The following is a 21,254-nucleotide window of genomic DNA, read 5'->3' as shown; positions in this document are numbered from 1 at the left end:
ATGAAAAACTTAAAAGGTATTTTTAGTGCGTTATTAGTCTCTTTCAACGAAGACGGCACCATCAATGAAAAAGGCTTACGCCAAATTATCCGCCACAACATCGACAAAATGAAAGTGGACGGTTTATATGTGGGCGGTTCAACCGGTGAAAACTTTATGCTTTCTACCGAAGAGAAAAAAGAGATTTTCCGTATCGCCAAAGATGAAGCAAAAGATGAAATCGCCCTTATCGCCCAAGTGGGTAGCGTAAACTTAAAAGAGGCGGTAGAACTGGGTAAATATGCGACCGAATTAGGCTATGACAGCTTGTCAGCGGTGACACCGTTCTACTACAAATTCAGCTTCCCGGAAATCAAAAACTTCTATGAAACCATTATTCGTGAAACCGGCAACAAAATGATCGTTTACTCCATTCCGTTCTTAACCGGCGTAAACATCGGTGTGAGCCAATTCGCTGAATTATTTGAGAACGAAAAAATCATCGGTGTGAAATTCACCGCCGGCGATTTCTACCTGTTAGAGCGTTTACGCAAAGCGTTCCCGAACCACTTAATCTACGCAGGTTTCGATGAAATGATGCTACCGGCAACGGTATTAGGTGTGGACGGTGCAATCGGCTCAACCTTTAACGTAAACGGTATTCGTGCAAGACAAATCTTTGAATTAGCCCAACAAGGCAAAATCAAAGAAGCGTTTGAAATCCAAAATGTAACCAACGATTTAATCGAAGGCATTTTAGGCAACGGTTTATACCAAACCATCAAAGGCTTGTTAGAGTTAGAAGGTGTGCAAGCAGGTTACTGCCGTGAGCCGATGACGAAAGAACAAACTCCGGCACAAAAAGAAGTGACCAAACAGTTAAAAGCTAAATTCTTGTAATTTAAGTTGCAAAAGGCTAAACGAAAATCACCGCTTGGAGTAACAAGCGGTGATTTTTTCTCAACGACTTGCAATTAATGAAGCCATTCTGCTTTTTCTACCACGGTGTAACGGTCACCATTATATTTTAATCGCACTTTTTCTTGGCGAGTATTTTCTGATTTCAACTCTCTACCTATATCATAAAACCCAGTACTCCAGATATTTTGGGTAATATCCGCTTTTACAATAATATCATTGAAGCCGTTGGTCTGTTTGTTATCCATTTGCAATACCAAGTTTGCTGTTTCGGTTTTGGTTTCTTTATCATCTAAAATAGACCAAAAAGTCATCGGATAATCAAAAACAAGTTTTAACTTTTCTTTTTCCGGCACAAATAACATCAAATGATCATTTGCAGAATACTCCGGAGCACTTGGACCACGAGCAGCGTTATTAAACCTCACGCCGAAAGCTCTTACTTTGTCGTTTAGAATATAACGGGAGGTATCAATTTTAAGGCTATCTGCATTCACATCAATAGAGGCATCGATCTCCATATCCTGCTCCCACGATTGCAATATCGCATTATCATTCACACGAGCAACAAAAAGCGTCCACTTAGGTGTGTTTTCGTCGTTTTGATAATTTTCTTTGCTGTATTTAGGCTCTATTACCGCATAACTCACTAAGGTTTCCGTTGAATTGTTAGGAGCTGTTTTACAGGCAGAAGCTAAAGTACGAGCAGAAAGTTTCTCTTGAGAAATCTTAAAGTAATGAGCAATAATTTGATGTTGTTGCTCAGCACAAACCTGTGTGTTATTACCTTCATCTGCTTTTATTTGAGTTGCAAGCGTAAGTAAAAGAACTAAGAGGAGTATCTTTTTCATATAGATTTATCCGTATAGAAAGGTGACTCATTCTAAAAGAAAAGCAGTCTATTCTCTACCACATTTTGCAAAAAAGTGGCAAAAATAGACCGCTTGTATGGCATATCACTCCGATAAACTCACCCCATAAAATGGCGTGTAGCCAAATGGATTTTGCACAAAACCTTGCACCCGTTTGCTAAGCGGTACATAGTTGATAGCGTGAGCCAGCGGAATAAATGGCGTTTGCTCGTTGGCAATTTCCACCGCTTGTTGATAGAGCTTCGCCCGTTCGCCACGGTTTTGGGTTTGTACGGCTTGAGCCAATAACTGCTCAAATTTCTCATCTGTCCAACGTCCATAATTAGTGCCGGGAATATTGGCTTTGCTCAATAATGGGAAAAGGAAGTTATCCGGATCACCATTACGGCTTGTCCAGCCATAAGTGCCGGCAGAGAACTCGCCTTCACGGGTGCGTTTGTTGAAATCCGCCCATTCGTGGGTCACTAATTTCGCTTTCACCCCGATTTTCGCCCAATCTGCTTGAATAATTTCTGCGGTACGGCGTGGGTTCGGATTGGAAGGTCGCACAACCGGCTGCACCCAAATTTCTGTTTCAAAACCATCGGCAAAGCCGGCTTCTGTTAATAGGGCTTTGGCTTTTTCAAGGTTAAATTCATATTGCGGTAAATTTGGATTATAGCCCAACACCGAATCAGGGAACGGATTACTTGCTACCGTGCCACCGCCTTGATAAACAGCCTCGACAATCGCTTTCTTATCGGCTGCATAATGCAAGGCTTGGCGAACTTTGGCGTTATTTAATGCCGGTTTGGTGCTGTTTAAGCCGATATAAGCTAAATTCAGCCCGTCTCGCTGTAATAAATTCACCTTCGGATCTTGTTTCATTTGGGCAATATCGGAAATATTCGGGAAATCAATCACATCACATTCACCCGCTTTCAATTTGGCATAACGAGTGCCGGCATCAGGGGTAATGCTAAAAATCAGTTTCTCAAATTTTGCTTTACCTTGGAAATATTCCGGATTTGCAACATAACGCACTGCTTGGTCGGTTTGATAAACTTGGAACACAAAAGGCCCGGTGCCAATCGGGGCTTGATCCAACAATTCCGGCTTGCCTTCCGCCAGCAATTTATCCGCATATTCTTTTGAATAAATCGACAAGAAGTCCATCGCTAAAGTCGTGAGAAACGGAGCGTTAGGTTGCTGTAACGTGATTTTAACGGTGTAATCGTCCACTTTTTCCACTGTTTTTAAAATCTTCGGCAAATTCATCCAATGGTAATAGAAATAAGTACCGTCAGAGACCTTATGGTAAGGGTGGTTTGAATCCATCTGGCGTTGGAACGAGAACACCACATCATCCGCATTCAGCGTTCGAGTTGGCATAAATTGTTTATTGGAATGAAATTTCACATCTTTACGTAAATGGAATGTGTAACTTAAGCCATCGTCACTGATTTCCCAATGTTCTGCCAAACTCGGCTCAACCGTTAGTTCACCGGCTTTAAACGCTAATAAGCGATTATAAATTTGTTGTGAGCTGGCATTGAAATCATTGGCATCGTTGGTAATTGCAGGGCTCAGTTTCATCGGTGGGGTTGCCACGCAATTAATCAGCGTATTTGCCGGTGCAGCATAAGCGACACCACTGAAAAATGCTACCGTTAAAGCAAACGTAGAAAGACGCATAAAAAACTCCTTAAAGTAAGTATATTAGAGGTAACTTACTCGGCATTGCGGTATTTTCAAAATAACTAAAGGTTATAATTTATAATCAGAATAATCAGTTGCAAACCAATGATTCTTGGCTAGAATATTGGCAGTTTTTTAAACGAGAGATTTATTATGACATCAATTTGTATCATCACCGGCAGCACCTTAGGCGGTGCAGAATATGTTGCCGATCACATTAATGAGGTATTAAGCGAACAAGGTTTTGAAGTGGAACTGTTTAACCAAGCCACCCTTGCCGATATTGAAGGTAAAGCCAATCTGATTGTCGTTACCTCTACCCACGGAGCCGGCGAGCTACCCGAAAATATCCAGCCGTTATTTGATGATTTAGCAAATAGCTCGGCTGATTTCAGCAGTATGAAATTTGGTGTAATCGGTTTAGGTAGCTCCGACTATGACACCTTCTGCAATGCAGTAAATATTGTTGAAGAAGCTCTCAAAGCGAAAGGGGCAAGCCAAGTTTGCGAATCACTGAGAATTGATGTAATGAATAATTTCGACCACGATGGCAGTGCTGAAGAATGGTTACCATCATTTGTTGAACAATTATAACTTAAGTATCAATGAACAAAATCAGTGCAAATAAGGCGAAGTGGATTAAAATTGCTATTATCTTAATCTATATGTTCAGCCCTGTAGATATTCTACCCGAAGCAATTTTAGGCCCACTCGGTTTGGTTGATGATGCCACCGCATTAATGCTATTAATTAAGACTATTTTGGAAAAATAGGCAGAATAGTTGCAAAAAACCAAAACAAAACGACCGCTTGTAACCCAATACAAGTGGTCTTATCTTTTACTTAACTCTTTTAAGGGAGAATATCTCTTGAAATCGGATTTTGAAGTGAAATAAGCGTTTCTGTTGACTGAATTTCATCAATAGACTGAATTTTTCCTGCTAATACCGAATGCAACTCTTCGATGGTATGGGTCATTACTTTAATAAAAATAGAATAATTACCAGTGGTATAGTACGCCTCAACAACTTCATTAAATTCACTAAGTTTAGCAATTACTTTATCATAATCTTTGGCTGATTTTAAAATAATGCCAATAAAGCAACACACGTCATACCCAACCTTACGCTCGTCCACTACGATTTTGGTAGATTCAATAATGCCGGCTTGGCGCATTTTTTCAACACGGACATGGATAGTTGCGGCACTCACACCAAAAACTTTTGCCATTTCCGCATAAGGCGTGCGAGCATCTTTAATTAGCCAACGTAAAATTTTTTGATCCAGCTTATCAATTTCCGATTTAGTCGTGTTTTTACTGTACATTTTTTCTCCTCAAAATCAAACTAATTAGATAACATTTAAAAATATTGCAAATATTTTAAATGAAATTTATCACAAATGCTTTTTTATTTGATAAATATTGCATTTTTTAGATATTTCTTTAAATTAGCACTCATCAATTCTTAAATGCAATCAAGCACGAGAAATAAAAATCAACATTCTTTAATTAGGAAAGCAAACAATGAAAAAATCTTTTATTTTACAGCAACAAGAAATCAGTTTCGTTAAAAACACCTTTACGCAATACCTTATTGATAAATTAGGCATTATCGAAGTACAAGGTCCTATTTTGAGCGAAGTCGGCAACGGTATGCAAGACAACCTTTCCGGTATCGAAAAAGCGGTAAAAGTAAACGTAAAATGTATTCCAAGCTCTACTTATGAAGTGGTTCATTCTCTTGCAAAATGGAAACGCCACACCTTAGCTCGCTTTGGATTTAAAGAAGGAGAAGGGTTATTTGTTCATATGAAAGCTCTTCGCCCTGATGAAGATTCTTTAGATCGCACACACTCGGTATATGTTGACCAATGGGACTGGGAAAAAGTCATTCCTGAAGGTCGCCGCAACTTCGATTTCTTAAAAGAAACCGTAAACGAAATCTATAAAGCAATTCGTTTAACCGAATTAGCGGTGGAAGCTCGTTTCGATATTCCATCTGTATTGCCTAAACAAATTACTTTCGTTCACAGCGAAGACTTAGTGCAACGCTATCCGAATATGACCAGCAAAGAGCGTGAAAATGCTATCTGTAAAGAGTGCGGAGCGGTGTTCTTAATCGGTATCGGCGGCAAATTATCAGACGGTAAACCTCACGATGGACGAGCTCCGGACTATGATGACTGGACAACCGAGTCCGAACAAGGCTACAAAGGCTTAAACGGCGATATTTTAGTTTGGAACGAAGAACTCGGCACAGCCTTTGAACTTTCCTCAATGGGTATTCGTGTAGATGAAACCGCCTTACGCTTACAAGTTGATTTAACCGGCGACGAAGACCGTCTCGAAATGGATTGGCACAAAGATTTATTAGCCGGCAAGCTCCCGCTTTCTATCGGCGGCGGTATCGGTCAGTCTCGCTTAGTGATGTTCTTACTACGCAAAAAACACATCGGCGAAGTGCAATCCAGCGTTTGGCCAAAAGAAGTGTTTGAACAGTTTGAGAATATTCTTTAATCATAAAAAAGCGAACCTTAGGGTTCGCTTTTAACGTTCACAAGCGGTCAGATTTTGCAAAAAATTGACTGTTTTTGACCGCTTGTAAAAACAAAACCCCACTTTCGTGGGGTTTTCGATATTAACGATTATTCGCTAATTTGGTTTTTGTGAGTTCGTAAACACGCAGTTTCGCAATTTCTCTCGCTAACTTCGCGGTCATATCCGCATCGTTAGTTTTTGAAAGTGTTTCTTCTACTTTGCGTTTTGCGGCAAGAATACGTTGTTCGTCCAGCTCATCGCCTCGAATTGCGGTATCAGCCAACACTGTTACTACTGTCGGTTGTACTTCAAGGAAACCGCCTGAAACGTAGATAAACTCTTCTTTGCCATCAGCTAAAGTGAATTTAACCATTCCCGGTTTAATTGCGGTTAATAACGGTGCATGCCCTGCATACACCCCTAATTCACCGTCTGTTCCTGAAACACGCACGCTGGTAACAGTGCCTTCAAAGATTTTACGTTCTGCGCTCACCACTGTGAGTTCAAATTGAGATGCCATGTTGTTCTCCTTTAGTTTAGAACAAAATTACATCTGTTTTGCTCTTTCAACCACTTCGTCAATTGAACCCGCCATATAGAACGCTTGTTCCGGAATATGGTCGTATTCGCCTTCTAAAATGCCTTTAAAGCCACGGATAGTCTCTTTTAACGGTACGAATTTGCCCGGTACGCCGTTGAACACTTCCGCAACGTGGAATGGTTGTGAAAGGAAACGTTCGATTTTACGTGCACGAGCTACTAAGCGTTTGTCGTCTTCCGATAACTCGTCCATACCTAAAATAGCGATGATGTCTTTTAACTCTTTATAACGTTGTAATGTACCTTGTACACCACGAGCAACGTTATAGTGTTCCTCACCAACCACGAGTGGATCTAACTGACGAGAGGTTGAGTCAAGAGGGTCAACCGCCGGGTAAATACCGAGTGAAGCGATATTACGGCTTAATACCACCGTTGAGTCTAAGTGGGCAAAGGTAGTTGCCGGAGACGGGTCAGTTAAGTCATCCGCCGGAACATATACCGCTTGCACAGAGGTAATAGAGCCGGTTTTGGTTGAGGTAATACGCTCCTGTAATACGCCCATCTCTTCTGCAAGAGTCGGCTGATAACCTACCGCAGACGGCATACGACCTAATAACGCAGATACTTCGGTACCTGCTAAAGTATAACGGTAGATGTTATCCACGAAGAATAATACGTCACGACCTTCATCACGGAATTTTTCTGCCATCGTTAAGCCGGTTAATGCCACACGCAGACGGTTGCCCGGTGGTTCGTTCATTTGACCGTAAACCAGCGATACTTTGTCTAATACGTTAGAGTCTTTCATTTCGTGGTAGAAGTCATTACCCTCACGAGTACGCTCACCTACACCGGCGAATACCGAGTAACCGCTGTGTTCGATAGCGATGTTGCGGATTAACTCCATCATATTTACGGTTTTACCTACACCCGCACCACCGAATAAGCCAACTTTACCACCTTTCGCAAACGGAGCGACTAAGTCGATAACTTTGATACCGGTCTCTAAAAGCTCGGTGCTGTTCGCTTGTTCTTCGTAGCTTGGTGCTGCACGGTGGATTGTCCAACGCTCTTCTTCACCGATTGGGCCTGCTTCATCAATTGGCTCACCTAATACGTTCATAATACGACCAAGTGTTTTTGTACCAACCGGTACTTCGATCGCTTTATTTGTATTTTCAACTTTTAAGCCACGTTTTAAACCATCAGATGAACCAAGTGCAATACAACGCACCACACCGCCACCTAATTGTTGTTGAACTTCAAGGGTTAAACCTGATTCAACTTTTAATGCATCATAAACTTTTGGTACTGCATCTTGCGGAAACTCAACATCGATTACCGCACCGATGATCTGTACAATTTTTCCCGTTGCCATTACCGTTCCTCTATTCATTGTTAAATTGCTGCGGCACCCGCGACAATTTCATTTAATTCATTCGTAATACTTGCTTGACGAGCTTTGTTATACACTAACTGTAACTCATTAATCAGATTACCTGCGTTATCGGTTGCTGCTTTCATTGCCACCATTCGAGCAGCCTGTTCAGACGCAAGATTATCTACCACTGCCTGATAAACTTGAGATTCTAAATAACGAACCAGTAAGCTGTCTAATAACGCTTGTGGATTTGGTTCATAGAGATAATCCCAAGAACCGGTTTGCTCTAATGAGTCATTTTCCAGTGCAGGCAAAGGAAGCAACTGTTGTACTGTCGGTTTTTGTGACATCGTGTTTATAAAACGGTTATATACCACATACACTTCATCAATTTCGCCTTCACGGTAGGCATTTACCATACCGTTAACAATACCGACTAAATCTTCCATTGCCGGTGTATCACCCAATCCATTGATATGACCTTTAATCTCTAGCCCCATTGGGTTAAAAAAGGAGATCCCTTTATTTCCCACCACAGCAAGTCGAGACTTAACACCTTGGTCATCTTTTTCTTTCAATTCATGTAAAACGGTTTTAAATAAATTGATATTTAAGCCACCACATAAACCGCGATCGGTTGAAACTACTAAATAGCCAACTTTTTTTACCGGACGTGGGGTCAAAAATGGGTGTTTATACTCAATGTTACCTTTGGCAATATGGCTAATTACCTTGCGAATACTTTCAGCATAAGGGCGAGAAGCCGTCATACGCTCTTGGGTTTTACGCATTTTTGATGCGGCAACCATTTCCATCGCTTTGGTAATTTTTTGTGTATTACGAACACTTGCAATTTTGGTTCTTATCTCTTTAGCACCTGCCATATTATTTCTCCGCTAAAAAGTTAGATTACCAAGCACTGTTCTTTTTGAAACCAGATAAAATCTCGTTCAATTTATCTTTAATTTCATCATTGAAATTGCCGGATTTTGACAGTTCTTGCATAAACTCGCCGTAGTTACTTTGAGCATAAGCTAATAAGTTTGCTTCAAATGAGCCAACACGCTCAACCGGAATATCATCTAAGTAACCGTATTCAGCTGCTGCTAATGATAAACCTAATTGTGCAACAGACATCGGCTCGAATTGTTTCTGTTTCAACAACTCAGTTACTTTCTGACCGTGTGAAAGCTGTTTACGTGTTGCTTCATCAAGATCTGATGCGAACTGTGCGAATGCAGCTAATTCACGGTATTGAGCAAGTGCGGTACGGATACCACCAGCAAGTTTTTTAACCAGCTTAGTTTGTGCAGAACCACCTACACGAGAAACCGAGATACCCGGGTTTACCGCAGGACGAATACCAGCATTGAATAAGCCTGATTCTAAGAAAATCTGACCATCGGTAATTGAAATTACGTTAGTCGGTACGAAGGCTGAAACGTCACCTGCTTGGGTTTCGATGATCGGTAATGCGGTTAAAGAACCGGTTTGACCTTTCACAGCACCGTTAGTGAAACGTTCTACATAGTCTGCATTTACACGAGATGCACGCTCTAATAAGCGAGAGTGTAGATAGAACACATCACCCGGGAATGCTTCACGACCCGGTGGACGGCGTAATAACAATGAAATTTGACGGTAAGCAACCGCTTGTTTAGATAAATCATCGTACACGATTAGCGCATCTTCACCACGGTCACGGAAGTATTCACCCATTGCACAACCTGCATAAGGTGCTAAGTATTGTAATGCAGCAGATTCAGATGCAGATGCTACAACCACGATAGTGTTCGCTAATGCACCGTGCTCTTCTAATTTACGCACCACGTTAGCGATAGTTGATGCTTTTTGACCGATTGCAACGTAGATACATTTAATGCCTGAATCACGTTGGTTGATGATCGCATCAATCGCTAATGCGGTTTTACCGGTTTGACGGTCACCGATAATCAATTCACGCTGACCACGACCGATTGGTACCATTGAGTCAACGGCTTTGTAACCGGTTTGAACCGGCTGATCAACCGATTGACGGTCGATAACGCCCGGTGCGATCACTTCGATTGGTGAGAAACCGTCATTTTGGATTTCGCCTTTACCATCGATTGGCTGACCTAAGGTATTTACAACACGACCTAATAAGCCACGACCAACCGGCACTTCTAAAATACGACCGGTACATTGTACTTGCATACCTTCTGCTAAATCGGCATAAGGTCCCATTACAACTGCACCAACAGAATCTCTTTCTAAGTTTAATGCAATCGCATAACGATTGCCCGGTAATGCAATCATTTCACCTTGCATTACATCAGATAAGCCGTGGATACGAATAACCCCGTCACTTACCGAAACGATTGTCCCTGTGCTTTGAGCTTCACTCACCACATTAAACTGGGCAATACGTTTTTTAATCAATTCACTAATTTCAGTTGAATTTAGTTGCATTTTTTATTCCTCTTACAAGCTCAACTCTTGACTCAAGCGGTTTAGCTGTCCACGACTACTACCATCAATCACTACATCATCATAACGAATGATCACACCCGCAATTAATGAACTATCTATTGATGAAGTAATACGTACTTTCGTTCCGAGTCGCTTTTCCATCGCATTGGCAATTTTTGCTTCTTGTGCATCTGTTAATTTATCTGCAGAAACAACCTCAACATCTTTAATTGATTCCTGTTCTGCTCTTAATTCTAAAAATGCATTCAATACCGCAGGTAATACTGCTAAACGCTTGTTATCAGCCATTACGCGAATGAAATTTTGCCCATATTGATCTAATTGTTCGCCACAAATCTTGATAAACGTCTCAGAAATCTGACCGCTTGCAAGTGATGAGTTAAGAAAACTAGCTACTTGCTCATCGCTAGCGACGGCGGCAGAAAAAGTTAACATCTGCTGCCATTGTTCCAATTGACCTTGTTCTAAAGCAAAATCGAAAGCCGCTTTAGCATAGGGGCGAGCTACTGTGCTTAATTCTGACATCTGCCCCTCCTAGTTATAGTTCCGCAACTAGCTTATCAATAATATCGTTGTTCGCAGCAGCATCCACCGAACGACCCACGATTTTTTCTGCACCAGCAATAGCCAATGCAGCCACTTTTTGACGAAGCTCTTCTTGAACACGTTTACGTTCGCTTTCAACTTCCGCGTAACCCTGTTCAATAATACGTTGACGTTCCACTTCAGCTTCTGCTTGTACAGATTCTAAAATTTCATTACGACGTTTTGTTGCTAAATCAATGATATTTTGTGCTTCTTCTTTCGCTCTAAGGATTTCTTGATCCGCAGCCGCTTTAGAATCAGCTTGTTCTTGTTTCGCTTTTTCGGCAGAAGCCAATGCGCTAGCAATATTTGCCTGACGCTCTTCTATCGCTCGAATTAGCGGTGGCCATACAAACTTCATACAGAACGCAACAAAAAGTGCGAACGCAATCAGTTGACCAATTAGTGTTGCATTTAAATTCACAACGCCCTCCTAAAAGCCGGTAAAGTTATTCAACTGAATAACGGTTAATCAAATCCCGACTTATTTCAATAAATCAATGAACGGGTTTGCGAAGATGAATAGTAATGAAATACCTACAGCGATCATTGCGATAGCATCTAAAAGACCAGCAACGATAAACATTTTAGTTTGTAAGCTTGATGCTAATTCAGGCTGACGAGCTGATGACTCTAAAAATTTGCCACCTAAAATAGCAAAGCCGATAGCAGTGCCAAGCGCAGCGAAAGCTAATAAAATTGAAGCACCAATAATTGTTGCTGTGATTACTGATTCCATAATGTTCTCCATTAGATTGAGGAATTAGCCCGAAGGCTAGGTTGTTGATAAAAATATAAATTCAAGCGGTCAATATTTTGCAAAAATTTGCAAAAAACCTACCGCTTGCAAGGGTAGTTTAATGATCCGCTTTGTTATAAGCGATACTCAAATAAACAATCGTTAGCATCATAAAAATAAAGGCTTGAAGCGTAATAACTAAAATATGGAAAATTGCCCAAACCAAGTGTAATGGAATCCCCAACGCCTGTAGAGCGAAGTTGTCTGCCATATACATTACTGCAATAAGGATAAAGATTAACTCACCAGCATACATATTACCGAATAAACGGAATGCCAATGAAATCGGTTTTGCAAGTAGAGTTACCGTTTCAAGGATAAAGTTTACTGGAATAAATGCCCAATGATTAAACGGGTGTAGAGTGTATTCTTTTACTAAACCACCAAAACCTTTCGATTTCACTGTATAAAACAAAATTAGCGCAAATACACAAATAGACATACCCAGCGTTGCACTAATATCTGCTGTTGGCACTGCACGTAAATAATGAATCCCAAACAGATTTGCAAGCTGTGGTAAGAAATCGACAGGAACAAGGTCGATCGCGTTCATAATAAACACCCAACAGAAAATGGTTAACGCCAATGGCGCTATCACATTACGTGGACCGTGGAAATTATCTTTCACCAAGCCATCTACCCATTCCACCACAATCTCTACAAAACATTGTAATTTTCCAGGAACTCCTGTGGTTGCATTTTTTGCTACACGCGAGAAAACCCATAAGAAAATTACAGCTGCCACTAAAGAGAAGAATAGCGTATCTAAATGCACAGCCCAAAAGCCTTCACCTGTTGATAAAAAGCTTAAGTGGTGGCTAATATATTCTGCTGTCGTTCCAGCCATAACATATCCTTTTAATTAAAATTAGCGGTGATGTTTGCTTAACACAAACGGAATCATATTATTTAAAAATAATGCGATAAAATATCCAACAAAAAACCAAACAAAATCTAGATTTGGTATTAATTTAAAACAGCCGATCACCAAAATAATAGTAACCAACCATTTCATTCCTTCACCACGATAGAAAGCGGCCATTTTTGATTGATTTTTTGCCGATTTTTTGAAAAAAATCCAATATACAAACACAAGATGTGGTAAAAAACTTGCTAAAGCACCGCCTAAAAAGGAAAAATAAAGATTCATTTTCCAACAAGACAGTCCAACTACCAAAAGACACAAGATAAAAAACTCAGTCTTTAATGCTTGTTTATACTGTGATTTTGCTTTATTGATTACAGCAGACACCTTTCATCCTTATTTTGCAGTAAACCTTCCACTCAATGAGATTAATAATTAACCACTGTTAAATCAATGAAAATCAGCCATAAATTATACGTCACAAATTAAGAGTTGCAACCCCAAAACTTGTGAAAACGAGGCATTCTTCACACTTTTAAAAAAAAGTGACTACTTTTTACAAAAAAGTAAAGAAACTATTGTAAAAAACAAACAATTTAGTTTAAATTTATAATCAAAACTATAAAGTTTTACTTTACACTTGTGTATAAAATAAAGAATGAAAAGAAGGACGTAATTCATGCTAAAAATGAACGACTTAGTCAAGCTTAGTAATACTCCAAAATCTACTATTCTATATTACATCAAGGAGGGAATTTTACCTGAACCCTATAAAGATAAACCTAATTTTCACCTCTATGATGAAAGTAATGTAAAACTCCTCGAATTTATCAAATATTTACAAACTAATTGCAATGCAAGCATTTCTCAAATAAAGACTCTTTTTTTACAACCTGATTTTGATAAAAACAACCCTTATGAAAGTCTAATTCATACCTTCTCATTAATGCTTGGGGAAAGAAATGAAACCTTTGACTCAGCGCAGCTATGCAATGAATTTAAAATAAGTGAGCAAATGCTTAATGAATATATAGAAAAGGGATTATTAAACCCACGCGAAGGAATTTTCACCTGGAAGGAGAGAGATATTTTAGCGATTATCCGCCGCTGTAATGAAACAGAATTAAACCTACTCCAAACCTACATTGATGTAGCAAAAAAACTAGCACAATTTGAGGTAAATATAACCTTAGAAAGTCTATCAAATAGCGTTCAACAAGATGAAAAGCTTAAACATTTTTTCGATATACTACTGATATTAAAACCTTATTTTTTTAATATGGAAACCTTGAAAACCTATCAACAATCGGAAAAATGATGCTTTCGTAGCTTATTATAAAAAGCGGTTATATTTTGCTCAAAAAGTGTAAGTTTTTTAAGGAAAGATAACCGCTTACTCAATTCCTTTTTAATTATTTTGAAAATTTATATGCCAAATCATTCCAGCGTAATTCATTTTTAAGTTGTGGTAGCTCGGTATTTTGGTTGATATGGATAAACTCAATACCAAAATATTCAGCAAAAGTTCGTAGCATATCGGCATCAATATCTAAACTAAATGCACTATGATGAGCACCGCCAGCTAAAATCCATGCTTGAGTGCCGACATCAAAATTGGGTTGAAGCTTCCAAAAAGCGTGCCCAACCGGTAAATTTGGCATTGGATTTGGAGGGGCGATAGCTTCTAAATCCGCAACAACCATTCTAAAACGGTCTCCCATATCTACAACTGTTGCATTCACTGCTTTTCCTGCCTTACTACTGAAAATTAAGCGAACAGGATCTGCTTTGCCTCCAATACCTAGCGGTCGAATGGCTAATGTTGATTTTTCTTTGGCAATAGATGGACAAACTTCAAGCATATGAGCCCCCAATACCACTTGGTTTTGTTCATCTAAATCATAGGTGTAGTCTTCCATAAAGGAAGAACCGTTTGGTAAGCCATACCCCATCACTTTCACTGCACGCACAAGAGCCGCGCTCTTCCAATCTCCTTCACCACCAAATCCGTAGCCTTGTTCCATTAAACGTTGAACAGCCAAGCCCGGCAATTGTTTTATTCCATTTAGATTTTGAAAATTATCAGTAAAAGCTTTGAATCCACCATTATCTAAGAATGTTTTTAAGCCTATTTCAATGCGAGCGGAATATGCGAGAGATTCTCTTGCCGAACCATTTTCTTGCAAGCTATTCTCTACATTATACAAGCGGTCAGATTTTGCAAAAAAATGACCGCTTGTTGCCATTTCTAAAGTGTGATCTACCTCTCAAATTTACAAAAAATTTTGTAACCAATTGATTTAAAATGTTTTTTATATTTTTCCTTTAATTGACTTTAATTTGTCTTAAGAGTAACTTATGAAACGTGATTTTACTATTTGAAATATTGAGGTATTCAAGATGACTATTCGAGTTTCCTATGAAGAATTAAAAGCTCAATTTAAACGTGTTCTGTTGGCTCGCAATGTGCGTGAAGAGATTGCCGAAGAGTGTGCCACCGTGTTTGCCGACACCACCCAAGCGGGTGCTTATTCACACGGGGTAAACCGTTTTCCACGCTTTATTCAGCAGTTAGAAAATGGCGATATTGTGCCGGAAGCGGTGCCGACTAAAGTGCTTTCACTGGGGGCGATTGAGCAGTGGGACGCTCACCAAGCCATCGGTAACTTAACCGCAAAAAAAATGATGGACAGAGCGATGGAACTTGCCTCACAAAACGGCATTGGAGTGGTAGCGTTGCGTAATGCAAACCACTGGATGCGTGGCGGTTCTTACGGCTGGCAGGCAGCGGAGAAAGGCTATATCGGGATCTGCTGGACGAATGCCCTTGCGGTAATGCCACCTTGGGGGGCGAAAGAGTGCCGTATCGGGACGAACCCGCTAATCATTGCCGTGCCGACTAACCCAATCACGATGGTGGATATGTCTTGCTCAATGTACTCATACGGAATGTTGGAAGTTCATCGCCTTGCCGGTCGTCAAACCTTTGTCGATGCCGGTTTTGATGATGACGGCAACCCGACCCGTGATCCGGCAACGGTCGAGAAAAACCGCCGTTTAATGCCGATGGGCTTCTGGAAAGGTTCGGGCTTGTCGATTGTGTTAGATATGATCGCCACCTTGCTTTCTAACGGTGAATCCACGGCGGCAGTCACCGAAGATAAAGACGATGAATATTGCGTGTCGCAAGTCTATATCGCGATTGAAGTAGATCGCTTAATTGACGGCAAAACTAAAGACGAAAAACTCAACCGCATTATGGAATACGTGAAAACCGCAGAACGTGCCGACCCTGATGTCGCAGTACGTTTACCGGGCCACGAGTTCACCCAAATTCTTGCCGATAACAAAGCCAACGGCATTCCGGTGGACGACACCGTTTGGGCGAAATTGCAGGCGTTGTAATTGCAAATTGACCGGTAGGGTGGGCGTAAGCCCACGCATTAGACACAATCATAAGATGACGTGGGCTTACGCCCACCCTACAAGCGGTCATTTTTCCGCAGAATTTTACAAAACGGAGGCATTATGTTTTTCGGGCATATTTCCAAAGTCAATTTAAAACAGTATCCGCCTGCCATTCAGTTAGCATTAAATTATCTGAAAAATACCGATTTTGATGCGATGGAGGCAGGGGTTTACGAACTCAAAGGCAGACAAATTTATGTGCAGGTGTTGGATTTGAACACCAAACCGAAACACGAATTTCAGCCGGAAGTGCATCGCAATTATCTTGATGTGCAGTATTTACATTGTGGCAAAGAAATGATGGCTGCGGCGGTGGATAACGGCACCAATCCGATTGCGGTGGAATACAACCCTGAGCGGGATATTCAATATTATCAATCGGCTGCCAACGAAAATGAATTTCGCTGTGTTGAAGGCAATTTTGCGGTATTTTTCCCCGAAGATTGCCACAGAACGGCAATTTTTGACGGTACAGAAACCATTCGCAAAGTGGTGGTAAAAATTGCGATGAGCGAAATTGAGGAGCAACTATGAAAGCCTTAGCTCAATTAGTCGGCAAACTGTTAGAACTGATTGTTGTGGTGATTTTATCTGCAATGTCGATTTTGGTGTTCGTCAATGTGGTACTGCGTTACGGTTTTAACAGCAGCATTAGCGTCACCGAAGAGGTCTCTCGCTATATGTTTGTTTGGTTGGCGTTTTTAGGGGCAGTGTTGGCATTTAGCGAAAATCAACACGTTCGAGTTACTATGCTAACCGATAAACTCTCACCGATTGCCAGAAATTTACTCAGCATCGTAACCGATTTAGCGATGTTGTTCTGCTGTTACTTAATTGTGGACGGTAGCTGGATTCAATTTAACCTCAACCTGAATAACTTTGCCCCGATTTCAGGCTTACCGCAAGGCATCACTTTCCTTGCCAGTACGGTGGCAGGGGTATTAATCGGCTTGTTAATTATTGCCCGCATTGTGGCAACGGTTGGCGTGATTGCAAAAGGAGAAAAATAGATGACTGTGGTAATTTTTCTTTCCGTGTTGCTTGGCTCGATTTTATTGGGCATTCCGGTCGCCTTCGCCCTATTGGTGTGTGGTGTGGCGTTAATGCTACATTTAGACCTGTTTGATGCCCAAATTTTGGCACAACAAATTGTGAGCGGTGCAGATAGTTTCTCGCTGATGGCAATTCCGTTCTTCATTCTTGCCGGTGAAATTATGAACGAGGGCGGTCTCTCCAAACGGATTATCGACCTACCGATGAAATTAGTCGGTCATAAACGAGGCGGTTTAGGTTTTGTAGCAATTTTAGCGGCGATGATTATGGCAAGCCTTTCCGGTTCGGCGGTTGCGGATACCGCAGCGGTAGCCGCAATGCTACTGCCGATGATGAAAACCACTGGCTATCCGATTGACCGCTCTGCCGGTTTAATCGGTACGGCAGGGATTATCGCCCCAATCATTCCGCCAAGCATTCCGTTTATCGTCTTTGGTGTGGCTAGTGGCGTGTCCATTACCAAACTGTTCCTAGCCGGTATTTTCCCGGGCATTATTATGGGGATCTGCTTGGCAGCCCTTTGGTGGTGGCAGGCAAAACGTTTGGATTTAATGACCTTCTCCAAAGCAACCAAAGAAGAACTTTGCATTTCATTTAAAAACAGTATTTGGGCGTTATTGTTGCCTGTCATCATTATCGGCGGTTTCCGCTCGGGAATGTTCACCCCAACCGAGGCTGGTGCGGTCGCAACCTTCTATGCCTTAATTGTTTCACTGTTTGTTTACCGTGAAATGAAGTTCAAAGATTTATACAAAGTCGTGTTAGCGGCAGCGAAAACTACGGCAGTGGTGATGTTCTTAGTCGCAGCGGCAAATGTAACCGGCTGGCTGATTACTGTAGCGGAATTGCCGATGATGCTCACCGAGCTTTTAGAGCCGTTAATTGAAAGCCCGACAACGCTATTATTGGTGATTATGTTAGCGGTGTTTATTATCGGAATGGTGATGGACTTAACCCCAACCGTGCTGATTTTAACTCCGGTACTGATGCCGTTGGTGGAAGAGGCAGGCATTGACCCAGTTTACTTCGGTGTGCTGTTTATCCTTAACACCTCCATCGGCTTGATTACACCACCGGTCGGCAACGTACTCAACGTGATTACCGGCGTGTCAAAATTGCCGTTCGACCAAGCGGCTAAGGGCGTAATGCCTTACCTCTTAATGATGATTTGTTTACTACTGTTGTTCGTGTTCTTCCCGTCACTGGTGTTAGTGCCGTTAAGCTGGATGCAGTAATTATTTGAATGTAAACAAGCGGTCGAATTTACGCAAAAATTTGCAAAATTTTTGAAAAAACAGACCGCTTGCAACTCAATTTTTAATCACAGGAGAACCCTATGAAATTATTTAATTTAAAAACCTTAGCAGCATTAGTGGCAGGCGTGGCAGTCATGAGTGGCTCTGCAATGGCAGAAACCTCGCTACGTTTCGGTTATGAAGCCCCACGTTCCGATACCCAACACATCGCCGCCAAAAAATTCGATGAATTATTGGCAGCAAAAACCAAAGGTGAAATTAAATTAAAACTGTTTCCGGACAGCACCTTAGGTAATGCTCAAACGATGATCAGCGGCGTGCGTGGCGGCACTATTGACATTGAAATGTCTGGCTCACCAAACTTCACCGGCTTAGAGCCAAAATTAAATGTGATTGATATTCCGTTTATTTTTAAAGATCGTGAACACGTTTACAAAGTATTAGATGGCGAAGTCGGTCAAGGCTTATTAAAAGATTTAGAGGCTCAAGGCTTAAAAGGCTTAGCCTTCTGGGACGTGGGTTTCCGTGCCTTCTCTAACTCAAAACACCCGGTGACTAAGCCGGAAGACATCAAAGGCTTAAAAGTCCGCACCAACCAAAACCCGATGTACATTCAAGCCTTCACCTTGCTAGGCGGCAACCCGGTGCCAATGCCACTTTCTGAGCTTTACACCGCATTAGAAACTCGTGCCGTTGATGCACAAGAACACCCAATCGGCATTTTCTGGTCAGCAAAACTGTTTGAAGTACAAAAACATTTAAGTTTAACCAACCACGGCTACACCCCGTTAATCGTAGTAATGAACAAAGCAAAATTTGACGGCTTAGCCCCTGAGTTACAAACCGCATTATTAGATGCGGCGAAAGAAGCCGGTCAATTCCAACGTGATCTCAACGTGAAAAACGAAAAAGAGATCATCGAAAAATTACGCAAACAAGGCATCGAAGTGATCGAACAAGTGGATAACGCCCCGTTCAAAGCAGCGATTGAAGCGGAAGTCCGTAAAGCCTTCGTGGAAAAACACGGCGATGAATTATTGAAAAAAGTAGATGCGTTAGCACAGTAATCTATTGTTAATCGAAGCCCCTTGTGTAGGGGCTTGTCAATAAATCTGGCAAGCGGTAAGAAATTGCAATTTTTTTGCAAAATCAGACCGCTTGTTACCTTTAAACTGCTAAAGGAAAATAAAAATGAACTACACTCTCGGTATTGACTGTGGCGGGACTTTTATCAAAGCCGCTCTTTTTGATACACAAGGTAATATTCAAGCCCTTCATCGTGAAAATGTTTCGGTAATCAGCGAATATGCTGGTTATGCCGAGCGTAATATGTCGCAGCTGTGGGCTGTGTGTGCGGAAGTAGTGCGACTAACGATTGAAAAAAGCGGTGTTAGCCCTTCTGATATCAAAGGTGTGGGCATTTCCGCCCAAGGCAAAGGGGCGTTTTTACTGGATAAGCAGAATCGACCGTTGGGGCGTGCAATTTTATCTTCCGACCAACGCTCGCTTGAGATTGTTAAACAGTGGCAGGCTGAAGGCATTCCGCAAAAACTTTACCCTATTACCCGCCAAACTCTTTGGACAGGACACCCTGTGTCGATTTTGAAATGGGTGCAAAAAAATGAACCTGAGCGTTATGCACAAATCGGGGCGGTGTTGATGTCGCACGACTATCTGCGTTTTTGCTTAACCGGTGAGCTGCATTGCGAAGAAACCAACATTTCCGAAAGCAATTTCTATAATATGGAAAAAGGCGAATACGACCAACAGTTAGCCGATTTATTGGGAATGTCAGATGTGTTGGAGAAATTACCGCCGGTGATTGAGCCAAATAAAATTGCAGGATATGTAACGGAAAATGCCGCTAAATTAACCGGATTAGCGGTGGGTACACCTGTTGTCGGTGGTCTATTCGATGTGGTTTCTACCGCACGTTGTGCTAATTTAGATGATGAAACCAAACTCAATGCTGTGCTGGGGACGTGGTCGGTGGTGAGCGGCATTACCGATAATATTGATGCAAGCCAAGAGTTACCTTTTGTTTATGGGCGTTATGCAGAGGCAGGGAAATTTATCGTCCACGAGGCAAGCCCGACTTCTTCCGGTAATTTAGAGTGGTTTATGAAGCAGTGGAAACTCGATTATGCAGAAATCAACCAAGCAGTTGCCCAATTACCGCCAGCGGCAAGTTCGGTGCTGTTTGTGCCGTTTTTGTATGGTTCGAATGCAGGCTTAGGAATGCAAGCCGGTTTCTACGGTATGCAAGCCCACCATACCCAAGCCCATCTCTTGCAGGCAATTTACGAAGGCGTGTTGTTTAGCTTGATGACCCATTTAAACCGTATGTTTATCCGCTTTCCAAAGGCTGATGTGTTGCGAGTTACCGGTGGGCCGGTGAAATCTAAAGTTTGGATGCAAATGTTGGCGGATTTAACCGGAATGCGACTCGAAGTGCCACAAATGGAAGAAACCGGCTGCTTAGGAGCAGCATTAATGGCAATTCAAGAAGCTGGACTGGATATAAGCCAAGTTCAAGCCCTAAATAATGAAATGCAGGTGTTTGAGCCAAATCTGGAAAATTATGCGGCTTATCAGACAAAATATCAGCGTTACCAAAAATTAACTGAAGCATTAAATACAATGATTTAACCTGAATTTGTGCCTTTACAAGCGGTAATATCTGGTTACTTTTTTGCAAAAATTACTGCATTTTTGTTTATTTAATTTATGAATTTAATTAAATAATCTTTAAATTAAAGGTTGACATTATTAAATGTGGCCTGTATTTTAATTATGAAACATAAATCAATTATGTTTTATTTTTATAGATTACGTTTAATTAAATAA

The 21,254-nt window shown here is 41.3% G+C and carries 24 protein-coding genes; 11 read left to right on the top strand and 13 right to left on the bottom strand.

The window, feature by feature from the left end; genetic code table 11:
* Positions 1–879, top strand: coding sequence for an N-acetylneuraminate lyase (gene nanA, locus EL242_RS02900; RefSeq protein WP_006248966.1), 879 nt, complete (start codon positions 1–3; stop codon positions 877–879).
* A gap of 74 nt (positions 880–953) precedes the next feature.
* Here nanA and EL242_RS02890 read toward each other — a convergent pair whose 3' ends face one another.
* Both EL242_RS02890 and EL242_RS02885 read right to left on the bottom strand, forming a co-directional pair.
* Entirely contained in the window at positions 954–1,748 is a 795-nt protein-coding gene (locus tag EL242_RS02890; protein WP_232019685.1) for a hypothetical protein, read from the bottom strand.
* A gap of 105 nt (positions 1,749–1,853) precedes the next feature.
* Entirely contained in the window at positions 1,854–3,443 is a 1,590-nt protein-coding gene (locus EL242_RS02885; RefSeq protein WP_126301421.1) for an ABC transporter substrate-binding protein, read from the bottom strand.
* Between the two features lie 153 nt (positions 3,444–3,596).
* Here EL242_RS02885 and mioC point away from each other — a divergent pair, with 153 nt between their 5' ends.
* Positions 3,597–4,040, top strand: coding sequence for an FMN-binding protein MioC (mioC, locus tag EL242_RS02880; RefSeq protein WP_172595367.1), 444 nt, complete (start codon positions 3,597–3,599; stop codon positions 4,038–4,040).
* Between the two features lie 11 nt (positions 4,041–4,051).
* Positions 4,052–4,219 (top strand): DUF1232 domain-containing protein, encoded by a 168-nt coding sequence (locus EL242_RS02875; RefSeq protein ID WP_126301419.1) that lies wholly within the window; start codon positions 4,052–4,054, stop codon positions 4,217–4,219.
* Positions 4,220–4,298: 79 nt separating this feature from the next.
* On the opposite strand, the gene asnC is transcribed toward EL242_RS02875, so the two are convergent.
* Positions 4,299–4,772: a transcriptional regulator AsnC gene (gene asnC, locus EL242_RS02870; protein WP_006248981.1), complete on the bottom strand. Its 474-nt coding sequence runs from the start codon at positions 4,770–4,772 to the stop codon at positions 4,299–4,301.
* Positions 4,773–4,971: 199 nt separating this feature from the next.
* Here asnC and asnA point away from each other — a divergent pair, with 199 nt between their 5' ends.
* Positions 4,972–5,964: an aspartate--ammonia ligase gene (gene asnA / locus EL242_RS02865; RefSeq protein WP_126301418.1), complete on the top strand. Its 993-nt coding sequence runs from the start codon at positions 4,972–4,974 to the stop codon at positions 5,962–5,964.
* A 121-nt stretch (positions 5,965–6,085) separates the two neighbouring features.
* On the opposite strand, the gene EL242_RS02860 is transcribed toward asnA, so the two are convergent.
* The 9 genes from EL242_RS02860 to EL242_RS02820 form a co-directional block, all read right to left on the bottom strand.
* On the bottom strand, positions 6,086–6,505 hold the full coding sequence (locus tag EL242_RS02860) for a F0F1 ATP synthase subunit epsilon (RefSeq protein ID WP_126301417.1): 420 nt from the start codon (positions 6,503–6,505) through the stop codon (positions 6,086–6,088).
* 27 nt (positions 6,506–6,532) lie between these two features.
* Complete coding sequence (atpD, locus tag EL242_RS02855) at positions 6,533–7,906, bottom strand: F0F1 ATP synthase subunit beta (RefSeq protein ID WP_006248984.1); 1,374 nt, start codon at positions 7,904–7,906, stop codon at positions 6,533–6,535.
* A gap of 20 nt (positions 7,907–7,926) precedes the next feature.
* Positions 7,927–8,793 carry a F0F1 ATP synthase subunit gamma gene (gene atpG, locus EL242_RS02850; RefSeq protein WP_126301416.1) on the bottom strand — a complete coding sequence of 289 codons (867 nt, stop codon included), beginning with the start codon at positions 8,791–8,793 and terminating at the stop codon, positions 7,927–7,929.
* Between the two features lie 25 nt (positions 8,794–8,818).
* On the bottom strand, positions 8,819–10,360 hold the full coding sequence (gene atpA / locus EL242_RS02845; protein ID WP_006248986.1) for a F0F1 ATP synthase subunit alpha: 1,542 nt from the start codon (positions 10,358–10,360) through the stop codon (positions 8,819–8,821).
* Between the two features lie 12 nt (positions 10,361–10,372).
* Entirely contained in the window at positions 10,373–10,906 is a 534-nt protein-coding gene (gene atpH, locus EL242_RS02840; protein WP_126301415.1) for a F0F1 ATP synthase subunit delta, read from the bottom strand.
* 13 nt (positions 10,907–10,919) lie between these two features.
* A complete protein-coding gene (atpF, locus tag EL242_RS02835; RefSeq protein WP_021279958.1) occupies positions 10,920–11,390 on the bottom strand; it encodes a F0F1 ATP synthase subunit B in 471 nt (156 codons plus the stop codon).
* Between the two features lie 60 nt (positions 11,391–11,450).
* Positions 11,451–11,705 (bottom strand): F0F1 ATP synthase subunit C, encoded by a 255-nt coding sequence (atpE, locus tag EL242_RS02830; protein WP_005599073.1) that lies wholly within the window; start codon positions 11,703–11,705, stop codon positions 11,451–11,453.
* A 118-nt stretch (positions 11,706–11,823) separates the two neighbouring features.
* Complete coding sequence (gene atpB, locus EL242_RS02825) at positions 11,824–12,612, bottom strand: F0F1 ATP synthase subunit A (protein WP_126301414.1); 789 nt, start codon at positions 12,610–12,612, stop codon at positions 11,824–11,826.
* A gap of 21 nt (positions 12,613–12,633) precedes the next feature.
* Entirely contained in the window at positions 12,634–13,017 is a 384-nt protein-coding gene (locus EL242_RS02820; RefSeq protein WP_126301413.1) for an ATP synthase subunit I, read from the bottom strand.
* 292 nt (positions 13,018–13,309) lie between these two features.
* Between EL242_RS02820 and EL242_RS02815 the strand changes: the two genes are divergently transcribed.
* On the top strand, positions 13,310–13,948 hold the full coding sequence (locus tag EL242_RS02815; RefSeq protein WP_126301412.1) for a MerR family transcriptional regulator: 639 nt from the start codon (positions 13,310–13,312) through the stop codon (positions 13,946–13,948).
* Between the two features lie 94 nt (positions 13,949–14,042).
* Here the strand turns inward: EL242_RS02815 and EL242_RS02810 are convergent, their stop codons facing one another.
* Complete coding sequence (locus EL242_RS02810; protein WP_232019684.1) at positions 14,043–14,876, bottom strand: hypothetical protein; 834 nt, start codon at positions 14,874–14,876, stop codon at positions 14,043–14,045.
* A 160-nt stretch (positions 14,877–15,036) separates the two neighbouring features.
* On the opposite strand from EL242_RS02810, the gene yiaK reads away from it, so the two are divergent.
* The 6 genes from yiaK to EL242_RS02780 all read left to right on the top strand — a co-directional run bounded on the left by yiaK (position 15,037) and on the right by EL242_RS02780 (position 21,056).
* Positions 15,037–16,035, top strand: a complete 999-nt coding sequence (gene yiaK, locus EL242_RS02805) for a 3-dehydro-L-gulonate 2-dehydrogenase (RefSeq protein ID WP_126302701.1) — start codon at positions 15,037–15,039, stop codon at positions 16,033–16,035.
* Positions 16,036–16,158: 123 nt separating this feature from the next.
* Positions 16,159–16,632 (top strand): YhcH/YjgK/YiaL family protein, encoded by a 474-nt coding sequence (locus tag EL242_RS02800; RefSeq protein ID WP_126301411.1) that lies wholly within the window; start codon positions 16,159–16,161, stop codon positions 16,630–16,632.
* Positions 16,629–17,108: a TRAP transporter small permease gene (locus tag EL242_RS02795; protein ID WP_126301410.1), complete on the top strand. Its 480-nt coding sequence runs from the start codon at positions 16,629–16,631 to the stop codon at positions 17,106–17,108. The genes EL242_RS02800 and EL242_RS02795 overlap by 4 nt, the downstream gene beginning before the upstream one ends.
* Positions 17,109–18,386: a TRAP transporter large permease subunit gene (locus tag EL242_RS02790; protein WP_126301409.1), complete on the top strand. Its 1,278-nt coding sequence runs from the start codon at positions 17,109–17,111 to the stop codon at positions 18,384–18,386.
* A 101-nt stretch (positions 18,387–18,487) separates the two neighbouring features.
* Entirely contained in the window at positions 18,488–19,474 is a 987-nt protein-coding gene (locus EL242_RS02785) for a TRAP transporter substrate-binding protein (protein WP_126301408.1), read from the top strand.
* A 124-nt stretch (positions 19,475–19,598) separates the two neighbouring features.
* Complete coding sequence (locus EL242_RS02780) at positions 19,599–21,056, top strand: FGGY-family carbohydrate kinase (RefSeq protein WP_126301407.1); 1,458 nt, start codon at positions 19,599–19,601, stop codon at positions 21,054–21,056.
* Positions 21,057–21,254: the final 198 nt, after the last annotated feature.

Origin of the sequence: Mannheimia haemolytica (genome assembly GCA_900638155.1) — a bacterium.
In the GTDB taxonomy this organism is placed as follows: Bacteria; Pseudomonadota; Gammaproteobacteria; order Enterobacterales; family Pasteurellaceae; genus Mannheimia; species Mannheimia glucosida.
Note: the sequence above shows the minus strand (reverse complement) of the source record. Positions and strands in the feature narration are given on the sequence as shown.